General features: G+C 44.6%; 13 protein-coding genes and 1 pseudogene. 8 read left to right on the top strand and 6 right to left on the bottom strand.

What is annotated here, in order from left to right; all coding sequences use genetic code 11:
* Positions 1–6: 6 nt before the first annotated feature.
* Positions 7–1,176: a glycosyltransferase family 4 protein gene (locus AC3WU2_RS10835; protein WP_492453932.1), complete on the bottom strand. Its 1,170-nt coding sequence runs from the start codon at positions 1,174–1,176 to the stop codon at positions 7–9.
* A 335-nt stretch (positions 1,177–1,511) separates the two neighbouring features.
* On the opposite strand from AC3WU2_RS10835, the gene AC3WU2_RS10830 reads away from it, so the two are divergent.
* The 4 genes from AC3WU2_RS10830 to AC3WU2_RS10815 all read left to right on the top strand — a co-directional run bounded on the left by AC3WU2_RS10830 (position 1,512) and on the right by AC3WU2_RS10815 (position 6,259).
* Positions 1,512–2,882: a sugar phosphate nucleotidyltransferase gene (locus tag AC3WU2_RS10830; RefSeq protein ID WP_492453930.1), complete on the top strand. Its 1,371-nt coding sequence runs from the start codon at positions 1,512–1,514 to the stop codon at positions 2,880–2,882.
* Between the two features lie 175 nt (positions 2,883–3,057).
* Complete coding sequence (locus AC3WU2_RS10825; protein ID WP_492453928.1) at positions 3,058–3,711, top strand: hypothetical protein; 654 nt, start codon at positions 3,058–3,060, stop codon at positions 3,709–3,711.
* 173 nt (positions 3,712–3,884) lie between these two features.
* Positions 3,885–4,823 (top strand): YhcN/YlaJ family sporulation lipoprotein, encoded by a 939-nt coding sequence (locus AC3WU2_RS10820; protein ID WP_492453926.1) that lies wholly within the window; start codon positions 3,885–3,887, stop codon positions 4,821–4,823.
* 281 nt (positions 4,824–5,104) lie between these two features.
* A complete protein-coding gene (locus tag AC3WU2_RS10815; RefSeq protein ID WP_492453924.1) occupies positions 5,105–6,259 on the top strand; it encodes a tyrosine-type recombinase/integrase in 1,155 nt (384 codons plus the stop codon).
* Here the strand turns inward: AC3WU2_RS10815 and AC3WU2_RS10810 are convergent.
* From AC3WU2_RS10810 to AC3WU2_RS10800, 3 genes and pseudogenes are all read right to left on the bottom strand, one after another.
* A pseudogene (locus tag AC3WU2_RS10810) lies at positions 6,243–7,206 on the bottom strand (alpha-hydroxy-acid oxidizing protein). The gene AC3WU2_RS10815 and the pseudogene AC3WU2_RS10810 overlap by 17 nt on opposite strands.
* Positions 7,207–7,438: 232 nt before the next feature.
* A complete protein-coding gene (locus AC3WU2_RS10805) occupies positions 7,439–8,419 on the bottom strand; it encodes an aldo/keto reductase (protein WP_492453922.1) in 981 nt (326 codons plus the stop codon).
* Positions 8,420–8,523: 104 nt separating this feature from the next.
* Positions 8,524–8,814 carry a MerR family transcriptional regulator gene (locus AC3WU2_RS10800; protein WP_492453921.1) on the bottom strand — a complete coding sequence of 97 codons (291 nt, stop codon included), beginning with the start codon at positions 8,812–8,814 and terminating at the stop codon, positions 8,524–8,526.
* A gap of 91 nt (positions 8,815–8,905) precedes the next feature.
* On the opposite strand from AC3WU2_RS10800, the gene AC3WU2_RS10795 reads away from it, so the two are divergent.
* Positions 8,906–10,066, top strand: a complete 1,161-nt coding sequence (locus AC3WU2_RS10795) for an MFS transporter (RefSeq protein WP_492453919.1) — start codon at positions 8,906–8,908, stop codon at positions 10,064–10,066.
* Between the two features lie 143 nt (positions 10,067–10,209).
* Here AC3WU2_RS10795 and AC3WU2_RS10790 read toward each other — a convergent pair whose 3' ends face one another.
* Together AC3WU2_RS10790 and AC3WU2_RS10785 are read right to left on the bottom strand one after the other, a co-directional pair.
* Entirely contained in the window at positions 10,210–10,716 is a 507-nt protein-coding gene (locus AC3WU2_RS10790) for a PIG-L family deacetylase (protein ID WP_492453917.1), read from the bottom strand.
* A 56-nt stretch (positions 10,717–10,772) separates the two neighbouring features.
* Entirely contained in the window at positions 10,773–12,143 is a 1,371-nt protein-coding gene (locus AC3WU2_RS10785) for a UDP-glucose dehydrogenase family protein (RefSeq protein ID WP_492453915.1), read from the bottom strand.
* 392 nt (positions 12,144–12,535) lie between these two features.
* On the opposite strand from AC3WU2_RS10785, the gene AC3WU2_RS10780 reads away from it, so the two are divergent.
* The 3 genes from AC3WU2_RS10780 to AC3WU2_RS10770 all read left to right on the top strand — a co-directional run.
* Entirely contained in the window at positions 12,536–13,495 is a 960-nt protein-coding gene (locus AC3WU2_RS10780; protein WP_492453913.1) for an NAD-dependent epimerase/dehydratase family protein, read from the top strand.
* A 205-nt stretch (positions 13,496–13,700) separates the two neighbouring features.
* On the top strand, positions 13,701–14,477 hold the full coding sequence (locus AC3WU2_RS10775; RefSeq protein ID WP_492453911.1) for a glycosyltransferase family 2 protein: 777 nt from the start codon (positions 13,701–13,703) through the stop codon (positions 14,475–14,477).
* Positions 14,478–14,569: 92 nt separating this feature from the next.
* A partial coding sequence (locus AC3WU2_RS10770) for a glycosyltransferase (protein ID WP_492453910.1) occupies positions 14,570–16,606 on the top strand: 2,037 nt, incomplete at its 3' end.

Raw genomic sequence — 16,606 nt, 5'->3', positions numbered from 1 at the left:
TTGCAGTTATAGCTGACCGTGATATTTTAGATAAGCGATTCGAAATACATGGATATATTTTTGAGCAATGTCATCCCATGTTTCGGAAGGATCGTTCATCCCTTGCACGGCCGATTGTTTCAATCGATCATGGTGCAGTGTCATGTATTCAAGAGCTTGCAAGATGGAATCCGGCGAATCTGGATCGAACCATACAATTTCTGCGCTATGTTTAGCCAGATGTTCACGCATAACGGGAATATCGGAGCAAAGGACCGGTGTCCCCAGCCTTAATGCTTCTTCTACGGGATAACTGCCGCCGCCTTCCGACATGCTTGGCATGACGAGCGCTTTTGCATGCTTTAGAACAGGCATCACGTCTTCGTCCTTAATAAATCCGAGCGGATAAAAATCCTCGTCGAGACGTAAATCTACTCTTTTAATTAACGATATAAGCGTTGGAAGATAATACGAATCCGGCCAATCTGGAGGTGCATTACGCAATTGCTGTGTAAGATACCCAAATAAAACAAGGGGATATTGTTTGCGCTGCGAAAACTTAGAATAAGCGATCAATAAATTGTGATGATTTTTATGCGGTGAAATATTACTCGAGAATACGACATACTCCGAAGGCAATCGTTGCACCAAATCAGAACTGATCGCGGTCTCGCTGTGTTCTGGTTTGGCTGGTGATATGGCATGCGGAATGACGACCGCGTTCTGGCATTGCTCACCGAAATGAGCAATTAGCCTTGTTTTCATGTAGTGGGAGGATACAATGACGGATGTTACGTGATGAACCCACGTCTTAGACGCCTCCCAGCAACTTTTAACGACAGAACCCGACAAGAAAGCGGGGACAAAATCAAGAATCGTCGTATCGTGATACGTACAAATGGTTGGTCTATCGATCTTTTGAAACTCGGGTCCGTGGGGCCAGAAGAAGTATACGACATGGCAATCGTGAAGATAAGAAAGGCCGGATGGTGACTGCACATCTCCTTCGAAATAGACGACTTCAATGTTCGGATAACTCGATAAATTGATTCTATCTTTAAAATTCGTTCCAGGTGAAATGACCAATCTGACCAGATCGATATCCACTTGACGCGCCATAGCTGGAAGTAAATTAGAAAGTAATCTCGCTCCTCCTCCTAGAGAGATCAAATTAGCACACCAAATCAGTATTCTCATCGTTTAAGCCCCTTTGCTATATAGTTAATGTATACCATCTCACATTAATCCGTGGTTCTGGTTGTAACCAGGGGTGCAAGAGCCACAGTGGTCCTTTGTTCAACAAAGTACGCGAGAGCAGGCTCCATTGCATGTATATGCTGCAAGGCTTGATTCAGATGTAAGTTTATTTCGCCAAACTCAAACAGCACACGCCTATGGAGTATCGGCACGTGCTGGCTTTTGATAGGTTGGGTGAAACTATTGGTTGAATCCCCCTTACTCTTTTGCGTTCTATTGAATATGGTGTCACATGGAGTATTTTGAGTGGCAGCATGCGTACTGGAGGGGAAGGAATGCGATTAGTCTTGTTGTCTGGGGGGTCTGGAAAACGGTTGTGGCCGTTAAGCAATGATGCGAGGTCCAAACAATTTCTTAAAGTGCTTGTGAACAACAAAGGACAATATGAGTCGATGATCCAGCGGGTCTGGAGGCAAATTCAAGACGCGGGATTAGCTGAACATGCCATGATAGCAACGAGCAGCGCGCAGAGAGAAATTGTAATCAATCAAATCCAAGGCCATGTTAACATGGTGGTGGAACCGGAACGGCGAGATACTTTCGCGGCTATCGTTCTATCTGCATTATATATGCGTTCTGAGCTCCATATGGATATGAACGAAGTTATGACGGTGATGCCTGTCGATCCCTTTGTTGATGCTTCTTTTTTCGATAGAATCAAAGATATGGAGCAGGTTTTGAATGACACTTCTGCCGATCTGGCGCTAATCGGTGTAAGGCCAACGTATCCAGCAGAGATCTACGGTTACATTGTCCCGCATCTTAGTGAAGGTCAGCAGTATATGCGGGTTCATTATTTCAAAGAAAAACCGAATGAAACCTTGGCGAAAAAGCTTTTGCAAGAGAATGCTCTGTGGAACTGCGGCGTATTCTCATTTCGATTGAGCTTTATTCTGTCTATGCTCGAGAAGAAGGGGCTTCCAACCGACTATCACGCTTTTCTTGCCTTGTATAAGCAGTTGACTACGAACAGCTTCGATTATGAAGTCGTTGAACATACACGCAAGATCATCGTCCTGCCTTTTGATGGATTCTGGAAAGATCTTGGCACATGGGACACGCTGACGGATGAAATTGAGAATTCGGTGGTTGGGAAAGGAGTTATTAAAGATCCACATCTATTCTCCAATAATCATATCGTGAATGAATTGGATATCCCTGTGGCATTGATTGGCCTGTCAGATGTCATCGTAGCGGCGAGTCCCGACGGCATCCTTGTCAGCTCGAAGGAAGCAAGCTCTCAAGTTAAAGGAATCGTACACGAGTTCGAGAGTCAGCCGATGTATGTCGAACGCAGATGGGGATGGTATCGGATTATTGATTTTATTCAAGCCGAGAACGGATTGGAAGTCATTACGCGAAGGATACAAATCGAAGCGGGAAAAAATTTGAGTTATCATGTCCATAACCATCGCAAAGAGCTATGGACGATCATTCGCGGTGAAGCGCTCGTGATGATCGGCGATCAGTTAAAAAGCATCAAAGCGTGCGACACCATTCAGATTGACGCGGGTATAGGACATGCAATGAAGGCCATTACAGCACTTGAATTCATCGAGGTTCAACTGGGGCATGATATTACGGAGCAAGATATTACTCGACTGTATTTGGAGTGGGAAGATATATTAATGCTGGAATCTAAGTAATCATAAGGCAACTATAAGAGGAGCTCTTATCATTTCGTTGATAAGGGTTTTTTACATTCATTATATAAGGTTGTCATGACCAAAGGCAGAATTATTGTGGGAAATGGTTCCAATATGTTCCGTAATCAGTTAATATAATGGTAAATTTCCAATACATTATCTAAGGAGGCATTTTATGTCTGAACCGCATTTAAATCCGAACTCGGGGTCGCCAAGGCCGTCGGGGTCGTCGTTCGACATGCAGATTGTGGTGCAATTGATTCGTAGCCCATTCCAAGGACTAGCCTTATCAACGGGGTCGCAATGGTTGTATGGGGTCCTCGGAATCGTCGCCTCTATCGTTGGATTTGCGCTATGGACGACGGTGTCGGTATCCTCGATATTCGGCGCGTTCTTGAATCCATTAGCGAGCCTCACAGGCGGGGGAGGAATTGGATTTAGCGTCTATTCGAGTATGTTCTTCCGCATGATTGTTTTAGCCATTATTTCGCAAGGGCTCCTAACCGGATCGATCTGGGTATTCGGTAATTGGCTAGGAAGTCGTAAGTATGCTTGGCGTGATTTAATTACATACTTAGGTGGTATACAGTGGTTATTTGGAGCAGGTTACATCGTTGCCGCCATCATTGGTCTTTTGTTAGGTCAGATTGGGTTCCTGCTTGCCAGTGTTACATTGATTTTAAATCTTATTTTTATTGTTATCGCCGCACTAGAAATTTATGCAATTGAATCCATGCAGAAGAGAGCAGAATTGCTGGTCTATGCCATAGGAAGTTATGTGATTGTGCTTGGTATTGTGTCTTCAGGATTTTTTGGATCCATCCTATAAAATAGTTGATTAGCCGTTTGGTCATTTGGCCGAACGGCTTTTTCATTTTGAATGGTATAACTTTGTAGGGTTATTTCGTTCCTTCACTGCCAAATTCCTGAGGGTATAGCTTATCCTCCACCGATGCATGATATGACATGTCAAGGCCATTACAAATTGGATGGAGGATGGTTATGCGAAGCTCAAAAACGGCTCTGATCTGTCTAAGCGCGGCTGTAATCATGGTTAGTTCTATGGGATTGACAGGATGTACCAATCCGTCAAAGGTGAAGACGAACAGCTTAGGTTATACGAGTAATCAAATTGTACCGAACTCGACAACCCGGAACAATTTGAACCCATTAAATACGGGGAACACGTATGGTCTAGATGGCCGCTATGGGACTTATAGCACCGGGATGGATGGTCGCTATGGGACTTATGGAACTGGGGTGGATGGTCGATATGGCGCGAAAGGAGTCCATCCTTATGGCACGAACAAAGCCAACAAGATGGAGTTAAGTAAGATCGCTGCTGATCACGTCACCAAAATTCCAGGGGTTCGTTCTGCGAATGTCGTCATGATGGGTAATGACGCTTATGTAGCTGTTGTCTTGAAATCGACGTCGGCAAAAGGTGTTGGCAAGGGTACCCATATCGCTACAACTGATGGCTATGGTACTGGTACCTATGGAACCAGAAGTACAGGTAACACAAGTGGCATCGTACACCATATGAGTTCAGATATGGGGATGAATCCCACGACGCATGTCAGACCGTATGCAACATCTGGTGCAACATCTGGAGATCGTGTATCGGATGACATGAAGAAGCGCATTGCGCATGCGGTGAAGCAGGCTGTGCCTCAAACCAAGAATGTATACGTCTCTGCAAACGCTGACTTCGTATCCCGTGTGAACGGTTATGCGGATCAAGTTCGTGCAGGACATCCGATTTCAGGGCTTGCGAATGAATTTACGACCATGGTTAATCGCCTCTTCCCAGAACGCGCTGCTGGACCAGGCACGGGCACGGTCACTCCAAAAATGTATCGTGGCAATATGACGAACAACACAGGGACTTATTATAATCAAGATATGAATGTGCCAACGACTCCATCTGTACGTCGTTAAGGGAACACGATGGTCTAGACGCTGTACTGCCCATTTTTCCACGATGACCGCACCATTAGATTGCCCCCTTCATAGTATGATTTGACTGTATCCCTTAACCTTGTTACACCATAAAATCCCGAGCAAGGAGGGGTGACACTATTGAAGGGTGTTTGCCAAATACGAAGAACCCTTTGTTTATAAGGGTTCTTCGCCATTTCAGGAGATAATTTTTATTGATTTGGCACTAATTTGGTGTTAATCTGTCTTTATTAAAAGTGTAGGCAGGGGGGTGATGAAATATGCCTGTCCATAAAGATGAGAAAGCAAAGAAAAATCCTTGGTTCTTTCAGTTTTATACAGGTGAGATTATTAACGGGAAACGGGAAAGAATAAAGAAGCGGGGATTTCGTACGAAAAAAGAAGCTGATGCTGCAATGGTTAGAGCCAAAGCAGAACTCGAACGCGGTGAGTTTGTTAAAGGTAAAAAAATAACGGTCTCTGAGTATATGAACAGCTGGCTTGATAATAAACAGGATCTAAATGCAGTAACGCGTGAGTTGTATGAATCGTACTTAAGGATTCACATTATTCCGGATTTGGGTCATCATTCGATAGATAAATTAACTTCGATGGATATACAGAACTTCATTTCATTACTCCGAAGCAAAGGATTAGCGGAGAATACGGTCAAACGGATCTTCTCCGTCATCAACACCGCCTTAAACCAAGCGTTCCGGATGGAACTTGTTAGACGGAATGTGGCTAGTGTGGTAAGTAAGCCTAAAGGTGAAAGAAGAGAGCTTAAGGTATGGGATTTGGAGACAATCAATCGATTTCTTGAAGCGACTCACGACGGTAGTCGGTATTCCATTGCAATGTACCTTGCACTCATGACAGGGATGCGCCAGGGCGAGTTACTTGGATTACGTTGGGCGGACATTGATTTTGACAATAAGACTATTCACGTGCAGCAGTCGCTCGCTCGTGATGGCAAAACAATAAACCATACATTGAAGAGTAAGAAAAGTATTCGGTCCGTTGCGATCTCAACGGAAACCGTAGCTCGACTTAAGGAGCAACGCAAACTTATTGTCATGGAAATGGTAAAGGAAGGAGAAGATTATCAGAAGAATGATCTGGTAATCTGCTCATCCAAAGGAACACCAGCAAGCACACGATCCATTATGAAAGTATGGAATAAGTTTATAGAACGATTGGAATTACCACGAATCACCTTCCACGACCTCCGGCATACCCATGCAAGTCTATTACTTCAGCAAGGCGTACATCCTAAGATTGTCTCCGAACGTCTAGGACACTCATCTGTTGTCATCACATTAGATACCTATTCGCATTTACTTCCTAACTTACAAGCGGATGCAGCGGATGGATTAGACATGTTGATTAAGAGCGGGAGTGAGAGAGAGAAAGAGGATATCATTTTACTTTTATGATAAGGGTTTTATCCACATCTTGAATGGAACTTCTCCCAGATATGGCTAATTGCAGCTCGGTCTCGGCAATGAGATGATTAATAACTTCCCGAACTCCTATTTCCCCCGCAACGGCCATAGCATATGCATATGGGCGACCTATAAGAACGGCAGAGGCACCAAGAGCAATTGCTTTAAGGATATCTGCCCCACGACGAATACCGCTATCCATTAAAACGGGGATTTTATTTTGTACGGATTCACATATCGAAGGTAGTGAGTCTAGTGTAGATACTGCTCCATCGAGCTGACGCCCTCCATGGTTAGATACGATAATACCATCTACACCATGTTCTAAAGCCATAATTGCATCGTCTGAATGAGTAATTCCTTTAATAAGTAAAGGTAATCGAGTATGTTCACGTATAAAGTCTAATTCTTTCCATGTGAAACAAGTGTTATTGCCTTCTTCCAATGCTTTAAGGGCAGCGTCTTTAACATTCTTTTCCGGTGGCTCTTTAAGCTTCGAGCAAAATACAGGATCCGTAAAATAATTACCCATACCCTGTCCAGTAAGGAACGGCAGATAGGCATTACGTAAATCTGTCTCGCGCCATCCAAGCAGTGTAGAATCCACTGTTACGACGATTGCAGAAAATCCTGCAGCTTCTGCACGGTGAAGAAAACTTTTCGTAAGTTCGTGATCCTTAGGGGGGTAGAGCTGAAACCATCTTACGGATTCACCCATCTCTTTGGCAACCTCTTCCAAAGATATGCTTGAGATCGCGCTTAGTAGTATCACAGCAAACCCTTGGTCTTAAACGGTATTTTTGAAAGGCATCAACATTACCTTGATGCGTATCTCCGGATCCTGCGGCGCCATAAACGTATCCAAAAGGTGCAGCCGCAAGTTGTTTTCGTGCCCGATCTTCCCATTCATCAAACGATACAGCAAGGGCTTTTGCAATTATTCAATAACGTCGGTGCTGCAGGGTGAACGCAGGACGTGTCCATGATAATCATCAGGGGCGCGTCTTTTTTTTTTGCTCAAAACAAAAGCCAGTGGTTGATATGTCCTAATACTGAGAAAATGGCGGTCTAGGAGCTTATTCCTTAACCGCCATTTTTCGATTTTGGTCAATTACTGCTTTCTTGAGCAAGTTATGGTGGGTAAGCGAAATCCCTCGACCTTCACCATGCTTACTGATTTAGTAACATCATGGAATTTGCAGGATAGCGGTCACCAACTGCCGTGCCTACTGGAATCGTTCTGTCTATAAATTCCTTAACATCTTTAGGTAGCTCAATGTCTATTGCTCCTATATTTTCTGCTACGTAAGAACTCTTTTTTGTCCCAGGTATAGGAACCAAGTCTTCGCCGTTAGATAGTAACCATGCTAAAGCAAGCTGAGAAGGACTAATATGCAGCTCATTAGCTATTTCTTCTAAACGTTGAACCAATGCAAGATTGTGAGTGAAATTGTCTACCTGAAATCGTGGTGTATTCCTTCTGTAATCATCTTCTACAAGTGTATCAACAGATTTGATCTTTCCAGTTAAGAACCCACGCCCTAAGGGGCTATAGGGTACAACTGCAATATTAAGTTCACGGCAGAGGGGGAGTATTTCTTCTTCTATATCTCTACTCCATAGTGAATACTCCGTTTGTAATGCTGCGATAGGATGGACTTTGTGTGCTCTCTTAATCGTTTGAGAAGAAGCCTCTGAAAGTCCTATATGTCTAACTTTCCCCTCTTCCACTAACTCTTTCAAAGCACCAATAGTTTCCTCAATTGGAATAGAAGGATCAATTCGATGCAGATAATAAAGATCAATGTAGTCGGTACCTAACCGCTTTAAGCTTGATTCACATGCCATTTTTACATATTCGCGACTTCCGTTAATACCCAATACGGCCCCACTATTATTTCTGACGAATCCAAATTTGGTTGCAATATTAATATTGTGTCTAGATTCCTTGAATGCACGACCGAGTAATTCTTCGTTTCTTCCTTGTCCGTATTGATCCGCGGTATCAAAGAAGTTTATACCCCGTGATACAGCAAAACGAAGAGTCTCCATCGATTCCACATCATTTCGATTCCCATAGTACTCGGACATTCCCATACATCCCATTCCTAAAGCTGAGACACGTAAAGATCCAATCGTTCGATATTTCATTGTTCTCCTCCTCATCGTTCTTATCTATGTGAACAGTATATCGATTAGAGTGCACTATAAGGCAAGTGTACGAACAAAAAAAGACCTTTTAAATAAAGGTCTCATCAAAGATATTTTGCTTGATGAACTTCTAATAACTCCCGTCGTTTAGTCACAGTAGAGTTGCCGTGGCGTCTTAGTTCTGAAAACTCCTTAATTTCATTTATTGGCATGCCTGTGTTACGCAATTTAATGAGAAAATCAATACATGAAATATCCTCCATGGAATATTTACGGTATCCATTCGCGTCTCTCTCAATCCCACTTAATAGGCCGATGTTTTCATAGTAACGAAGCGTATAGGTGCTTAGCCCCGTGATTGCGGATATACTCTGAATCGATAGTGTTTTTTCCATATTTGAATTATAACATGCTTGCATTAGAGTGCACTATAAGGAGTATGCTTGGACCTACATTCAGCTTTACTACATTTTAGGAGGCAGTTCAATGAATATAGGTATTTTTATATTAGCATTTGCAACATTTGTTGCAGGTACCGTGGAATTAGTAATCGCAGGTATTTTAAATATGATTGCTACAGATTTAGAAGTTTCAGTAGGAAGAGTCGGACAGTTGGTTTCCATTTTTTCTTTGGTTTTCGCCTTTGGCGCTCCAATACTCATTGCCTTAACTTCTAGAGTGGAGATACGAAAATTACTACTCATAGCTATGATAACTTTTTTAGTGGGAAATATTATATCAATAATTAGCCCCAATTATACAACGCTATTCATTACCAGGATTATTCTTGCCGCCAGTTGCTCGATTGTGGTTGTTGTTTCCGTTACAATCGCTGCTAAAACGGTTGCTGCTGAGTTAAGAGGACGTGCTATAGGAATCATATTCATAGGTTTAAGTGCTTCGTTAGTGTTAGGTGTACCCTTAGGTACTATAATTGGTGAGTATTGGGGTTGGAGGATGACATTTGTATTCGTGTCAGTTCTCAGTATTGTTTCTATTGTCGCAATTATGAAGTTTCTACCTAAGGTTCCAGCACAACCAACCATTCCTTTACTTAAACAAATTGCAACGTTAAAAAGCAAAAAAATCGCTTCCATCCAACTCATATCTGTTTTGGAGCTGACAGGTCACTTCACAGTATATACGTATTTTACTCCGTTCCTTCAAGCTACAATGGGACTGTCCACGAATATGATTAGCATGGTCTTACTGGTGTTTGGTGCAGCTGGAATAACAGGTGGATGGATTGGCGGATGGGCATCAGATAAATTTGGAGGGGTTAGAGCTATACTAGTATTTCTAGTTCTATTTGGAACTTCTCTGTTCCTATTACCTTACGCTACAAGATCGATCATAAGTTTGTTGATGGTTGTTATCTTTTATGGTGTGATGGTTTGGGCGCTTAGTCCAGCAGTCCAGAGTTATCTTGCCAAGTCTGCTCCAGATTCCACGGACATTCAATTAGGTCTAAACACTTCATTTTTACACCTTGGGGTAGCTTTAGGTTCTGGATTAGGAGGTTTCCTTATCGACGATTACCCTGTTACGACCAATACCTGGGTAGCTGGTATTATGGTTGTTCTAGCACTTATTTCTGCTGTTTATTCCGTAACGAAGACTCGCAACACAGTATCTTCATTGAGCTAAATAGCTAAGAGGTGAAGATGGATCGAACTTGGAGTCGTGTACGTCGTGGTTTTGAACAATCCAAATCCATGTTTTTTCACACATCCTGGAATCTAAATCCGCGAACCGTGCTCTAAAGCAACTCCATTTGCGCTACAGCTCTTTCACAGAATCTGTTCATGAACGATGAACGACATTAAGGATTGGATGACTATTCTTTGGCTTTTATAGATTTTTAACAGCTGTAGCTTCAAAAGTAGCAAACGGAAAGGAAGGATCTCATCCGACGTCCGAAATACCGATAAGTTTTTCAGGTTCATGTTATACAAGATCTGGGACAAAGAGCAGTGTTGGGTGTGGCCATACTCACCGTGAAGGTCATGGGTGACGATCTTGCGGAAATTCCCATTGTCGATAACCTTTCTCAAAGCCTTGGTCACCTCAATTTCGTCGAAGGTTCCTCCGTATTCGTCGGGGAAGTCCCATATTTCCCCGGAGGCGTCTAGGGCCTTCATCACTTTGTAAAATTCTTCAGCTCTTATTTTGTTGCTGCCGTTTGTCAAGCAGATAACCTTCCATCCCGGTTCGTTCAGTAGCGTACCGCCTCCGAAGATCGCCTCGTCGTCCGGATGAGCGACGATCATTAATTTATCTGCTTTCACCTGACCCATTTCTTCACCCCATTGAGTTTCCATTATCGTGAAGCAAATTGTGATCCTAAAACAGTTCAGGTATTAATGCCCAACCCTTCGTATTGATAACCCAGCTCCATCATCCGGTCTTTAGACAATACATTTCGAGTATCAAGCACATAAGGGGTGCGCATGGTGGTCATGACCTTTATCCAATCCATCGTGAAATAACAGTCCCAGTGCGTAAGTAGCAGCAACGCATCCGCTCTTTGGGCGGTCTGTTCCGGCTGATCGCAGTAATGAACCGGCAAGTCGGGATTTACCCCGCGGAACATCTTCATCCCCTGGGGGTCGTGCGCCTTTACGGTGCATCCGAGTTCAAGCAATTTACGGATGATAAAGGAGGCTTGTGTTTTTCGGGCATCATCCGTATTGGGTTTGAAAGTCAACCCGAGCACTCCTATGGTTTTCCCGTTCAGTGATTTCAGTTTGGATTGGATTTTTTGAATAACGTACAAATGCATCCGTTCATTTGCTTCTACAGCTGCCTTCACGATGCCCTGCTCGCATCCGTATTTTCGGCAAGTAGCTAATAATTCAGCGGTATCTTTCGGGAAGCAGCTGCCGCTCCATCCGCTGGACACCTGCAGAAATTTCTCTCCAATTCGGCTGTCCAGTCCCATTCCGGCAGCAATTTCCTTTACGTTGGCACCCAAACTATCACAAAGCCTAGCTATCTCATTGATGAAACTGATCTTCACGGCAAGAAAGGCATTGGATGCGTATTTAATGAGCTCTGAACTTTCCGGAGTCGTGCGAAGCCATACGGTTTTTAATCCTTGGGCAGGAGACGGGTCTAGAACAGGTTTCAGTTTATCGTACGATGTTTTGGTCATAATCGGCTCGTTGAGCTCTTTCATGATATGCTCGGCTTGCACGCTGTCGGTTCCGATAACAATCTTCTCCGGATAAAATACATCCGTTACCGCGAAACCCTCCCGCAAAAATTCGGGATTGCTTACCACGTCGAATGCTTGGCCCAAACGTAAGCCCGACGATTCTTCTAATAAGGAGCCCACCAATCTCGCGGTTCCGACCGGAACCGTCGACTTGTTCACGACCACAGTATAACGTTCCGGGCTCAGATGCTTCCCGATACGGATCGCCGCTTCTTTTACGAAATTCAGATCAGCCGTATCATCGGCCTTCGATGGAGTTCCTACGCAGATGAAAACAACATCGGCATCGCCAACCTTGTCGAAAATATCCGTTGTAAACAAAGATTGGCCTATGCAATGCCTGATCAACGGGGATAAACCCGGTTCATAAATCGGGCTCTCACCTTGACGAAGCTTATCTATTTTCTGTTGGTCGATATCGATAATCGTAACAGAATGTCCAAGCACAGCAAATGCAGCGGCTGTAACGCTCCCCACATATCCTGCTCCAACGCATACGACCCTCATTATATCTTCCCCTTCTAGACATATTGTTTGAATATCGTATGTCAGTAGCCGGAAATGGACATCAATATCGGCCTAGCTCCGTATTAAATCAGCTTTTATCCGCTATTCTCATTAGTGAATATAACCATGGCAAGTCTCCAGTCAATACATACAATAGGTAGTGGAGGGGAAATCCCTACAGATGCACTGCAAAGGCTGCTCAATCAACGGGAGATTTACGCCTATAATATTCAGAGCCCAATTTACGACATCGGTAATAAGCTCGGCTTTCTTAAGGCCACGCTGAACATCGCATTGAAACACGACCAACTGAAAGGGGAATTTGGCATGTATTTGCACCAGTTCGTTGCCACATTCACCTCTATCCCCTCGGAGAAGGACTGAGAGGGGGAATGGATGTGACAACCAGAGTTCTTATTACAGGCGTCGCCGGATTTTTGGGCTCCCATTTAGCGAAGGTTCTGATGGGCTCGGGTTATTCGGTCATCGGTCTGGACAATTTATCAACTGGCAATCTGGCCAACCTTCAGGAACTGATTAACAAGGCGTCCTTTACTTTCAAGCTTATGGACGTTGTTTCGAAGGATGTTCTTACTCTTCCGGAATTGCAAGGCGTGTCGGAAATCTACCATTTGGCGTCGCCGGCATCCCCTAAGTTTTATCAGGCGGATCCTTTCGGAACGATTGCCATTAATACGCTCGGAACCTGGTACATGCTGGAGCTGGCCCGAAAGAACGGGGCAAAGCTTGTGTACACGAGTACCAGCGAGGCCTATGGTGATCCAGAAATTCATCCGCAGCCCGAGGATTACCGGGGGAATGTGAATACATGGGGGCCGAGAGCCTGTTACGACGAAGCCAAAAGACTCGGAGAAGTTCTCTGCTACGAATTTTGGCGGCAGTTCCGGACGCCCATCAAGGTAGCGCGTATTTTTAACACCTATTCCCCGGGCCTGAGGAACGATGATGGCCGAGTGATCTCCAACTTCGTATCGCAGGCACTGTCCGGCAGGGCAATTACGGTCTACGGAGACGGATCGCAAACGCGATCGTTCTGTTATGTAGATGATACAGTAGAAGGACTCCGTTTGATGATGGTAAAGGATGCGGCCAACGGAGAGATTATCAATATCGGCAGCGAGCAGGAATACTCCGTCTTGGAGGTTGCTTACCTCGTGAAGAAGCTTACCAATTCCGCAAGCCCCATCACGTTCCACCCGCTGCCGCAGGACGACCCGCAAGTGCGAAGGCCCGTACTGGATAAAGCAAGAAAGCTGCTCGATTGGGAGCCTTCCATAGGCCTGGAGAACGGATTGCGGCGGATGATTGAGGGATATCGTTCTAAAGTCTGAGAGAAAGATCCGAATTAAGGACATCGATAAAGCCGTTCAGGCATCTGCATGATGCCTGAACGGCTTGTTTGCTATTCATATGAGACGATAAACATATATCCACAATTTTACAAATTTAGGGCAATTGCTGTGAATTAGATGCCCGTACTTTCGACAATAGACTTTAATACAATAAGTAAGGGATTGATGCTGCTTACGATTTTATATGAGGGAGGTTATTGCGATCGCCAGAGTGAGTCCGTTAGGACAAAAGCTATCGATTATCATATCGGCTCGCAACGAAAGCCGAACAATTGCAGGCGTGATTGGTCAGGCTCGGCTTGTCAGGCCGCAATCCGAAATCATCGTTGTATGCAATGGCTCCATAGATAGAACGGCCAGAAGGGCTAGAAAAGCGGGGGCTACGAAGGTCATCGTCAGCAAAGCATTCTTAGGACACAATGTAGGCCGTTCCTTGGGCGCGAAGTATGCCGGCGGTGATATTCTTCTTTTCATGGATGCCGATTATGTGATCCCTTCCACACTGCTTGAGGTGTACGTAAGAAAAGTAGAAGAGGGTTGGGGCGTGGTATTAAATAAATATTCGGGCGAGGGTCCAAAACGCCCTGACAGTGTTTCCAAGTATTTTCTTAACCACTTGCTGAGACGGCCTGATTTGGAAGGCAATTCGATGACAACGGTCCCTTATGCCCTTAGCAGGCAAGCAATGAACGTCATCGGGGTCGAGCAGCTCTGTGTACCCCCAGTGGCGCAAGCAATAGCCATCTTAAACGGATTACCAGTGATATCATGCGGTTATATCGATACTTCGAAGGGCAAAAATATGAGGCCCGAGCAGTTGAAAAAAATGACAAGGTTGATGATGGGGGACCATGCCGAAGCGATTTCGTACCTTGTGATGAGGAATGGAGCAAGGGCGGGGTTTACCGATTTCGGCAGGGATAGAGAAGCCTTAATATTTGCCGAAAGAGGTGGTGAATAGAAATGGTCAGGAGGAGAAGACGCACCATCCGAATAAATCGACGAGTCGTTCTCTCGCGGAAACGAACGACTAAGCCGAGACGGTTGGTTTTGATGCGGAAACGCAAGACGAAAAAAGAACGAATGGCTTCTCTTCAGAAACGCACGAATAAAAGAAGACAGCCTCAAAATAGAGTCCAGGCAATAAGCAGCCCCCCGAACACAATCGCGGCTCTGGACTTTTCATTAGACAGTCCTTTAGGTCAAAAGCTGCTTTCTCAAAATCAGCATTCCCTCACCGTCATTATCAGCGTTCATAACGAAGAACCCACCATTAGACAGATGCTGGAACAAGTCATGCATCTCCGCCCTAAGGAAATTATTATCGTCGAGAACGGCTCTACGGATAGAACACTGGAGATATGCCGGGAATACCCTGTTCGTTGCATTACTTATCCCAAACGTCTGGGCCACGACGTAGGTCGTGCAATAGGAGCAAAGGAAGCGGCGGGAGAAGTGCTGCTGTTCCTGGACGCGGATCTTCTGTTAGAGCCGTCTCTCTTGCTCCCATTTGCGAAGTCTTGTTATGACGGTGCGGATATTGCCATTAATGATTTGAGTCCTTTCTATAAAGACGTAACGGTCATTGATTATGTAAGCTTGTCGAAGTATTACTTGAATGTGCTGATGTCAAGACATGATCTTGACTTCTGCTCGCTAACGGCGGTCCCGCATGCGATGACTAAGAAAGCCGCTCTTTTGATCGGCGTAGAAAACCTTGCAGTTCCTCCCAAAGCGCAGGCTATTGCTTTGTATCGAGGATTAAGAGTGGAGAAATCTACCACGGTTGATGTGCTGGTTACGAACAAGATACGCTCATATCACAATGAGGTCGGGGAATTGATTCTGGGTGATCATGTTGAAGCGGTCCATTGGCTGCAAGAGCATACTTCGAATCGTTTTATGTACGACGATTTGAATAGAATACGCTCGTATGCAAAGAGAAGAAGGGCTGCGGGTCATATGAAACGAAAGTTAAAAATCATACTTGTGCTTTCGAATGCGCCTTTCGCGTATCCTTTGCCTCCCTTAGATCAAGGCGGGACCGAGAAAGTCTTCTATAACCTTAGCGAAGAGCTTGTCCACCAAGGTCATGAGGTTTACGTCTTTGCCCCAGGCGGCAGTACCTGCAGCGCAAACGTCATAGAGTACCCGTCCGATTTACCGGAAGAAGGGATAGGCGAATTCGTATCCCGTAACATTCCGTCTCAAACCGACATTATCAACGATTTTACCTTTCACTCCTCCGTGAAGCAGCTTAATTTACCTGTGCCTACTGTCAGTACTCATCAATGCCCGTTAGGATTGTTCAATGATTTGTCGGTTTTCCCTAGCCATAAAATGAGAAAGATGATGGGCGAAGACACAGGATTTGTCATTTATAATGGAATTAATCTAGACGAGCTCGAATATAACGAATCCAAACAAGACTACCTGTTCTTTATCGGCAGAATTGTTAGGGAGAAAGGCGTTCTCGAGGCGATCCAGGTTGCAGAAAGAACAAATCACAGATTGATTATCGCGGGACCAATCAAAGACGATAAGTTGTTCGAGGAGGAAATCCAGCCCTTACTGACGAGCAACGAGAATATCGAATACGTGGGTCCTGTAGGCGGAGAGCGAAAACGAGAGCTATTCAAAAATGCCAAATGCGTACTGTTCCCCATAACGTGGGAGGAGCCTTTCGGTCTGGTCATGATCGAAGCGATGGCATCGGGAACGCCTGTATTGGCTTTTAACTATGGCTCTGTCCCGGAGGTTATGGCCGACTTTCCGCAGCTAATCTGCAACGACATAGAGGAAATGATTCAAAAGGTCTCGGCTTCCGCTTTTCCTTCCGCTAAAGAGCTCCAAGAATATGCTGTTCATCATTTCTCAAGACAAGAGATGGCTAAGCAATATATTAAATTATACAGAAGCCTGATCAGAAGAACATCGAACAATTCAAAGCGCACAAGGCTTACAATACCAAGGCCAAGAAAAAAGAAGCTGCTCCAAAAGAAGCGCTTGTTCTCCAGAAAGAACCCGCTCCAAAAGAAGCACTTGTCCTTCAAAAAGAACCTGCCCGGAGAGAAGAGCTCGCTACTCTCC

It is taken from the genome of Paenibacillus sp. EB106-05-06-XG162 (assembly GCF_058791655.1).
This window is presented reverse-complemented; position numbering and strand designations above follow the sequence as displayed.

Bases quoted from the DNA above. Each gene is read 5' to 3' on its own strand.
- AC3WU2_RS10780 (WP_492453913.1), top strand. From the start codon at position 12,536: ATGGATGTGACAACCAGAGTTCTTATTACAGGCGTCGCCGGATTTTTG.
- AC3WU2_RS10800 (WP_492453921.1), bottom strand. From the start codon at position 8,814: ATGGAAAAAACACTATCGATTCAGAGTATATCCGCAATCACGGGGCTA.
- AC3WU2_RS10785 (WP_492453915.1), bottom strand. From the start codon at position 12,143: ATGAGGGTCGTATGCGTTGGAGCAGGATATGTGGGGAGCGTTACAGCC.
- AC3WU2_RS10795 (WP_492453919.1), top strand. From the start codon at position 8,906: ATGAATATAGGTATTTTTATATTAGCATTTGCAACATTTGTTGCAGGT.
- AC3WU2_RS10825 (WP_492453928.1), top strand. From the start codon at position 3,058: ATGTCTGAACCGCATTTAAATCCGAACTCGGGGTCGCCAAGGCCGTCG.
- AC3WU2_RS10790 (WP_492453917.1), bottom strand. From the start codon at position 10,716: ATGGGTCAGGTGAAAGCAGATAAATTAATGATCGTCGCTCATCCGGAC.
- AC3WU2_RS10805 (WP_492453922.1), bottom strand. From the start codon at position 8,419: ATGAAATATCGAACGATTGGATCTTTACGTGTCTCAGCTTTAGGAATG.
- AC3WU2_RS10820 (WP_492453926.1), top strand. From the start codon at position 3,885: ATGCGAAGCTCAAAAACGGCTCTGATCTGTCTAAGCGCGGCTGTAATC.
- AC3WU2_RS10835 (WP_492453932.1), bottom strand. From the start codon at position 1,176: ATGAGAATACTGATTTGGTGTGCTAATTTGATCTCTCTAGGAGGAGGA.
- AC3WU2_RS10815 (WP_492453924.1), top strand. From the start codon at position 5,105: ATGCCTGTCCATAAAGATGAGAAAGCAAAGAAAAATCCTTGGTTCTTT.
- AC3WU2_RS10775 (WP_492453911.1), top strand. From the start codon at position 13,701: ATGAGGGAGGTTATTGCGATCGCCAGAGTGAGTCCGTTAGGACAAAAG.
- AC3WU2_RS10830 (WP_492453930.1), top strand. From the start codon at position 1,512: ATGCGATTAGTCTTGTTGTCTGGGGGGTCTGGAAAACGGTTGTGGCCG.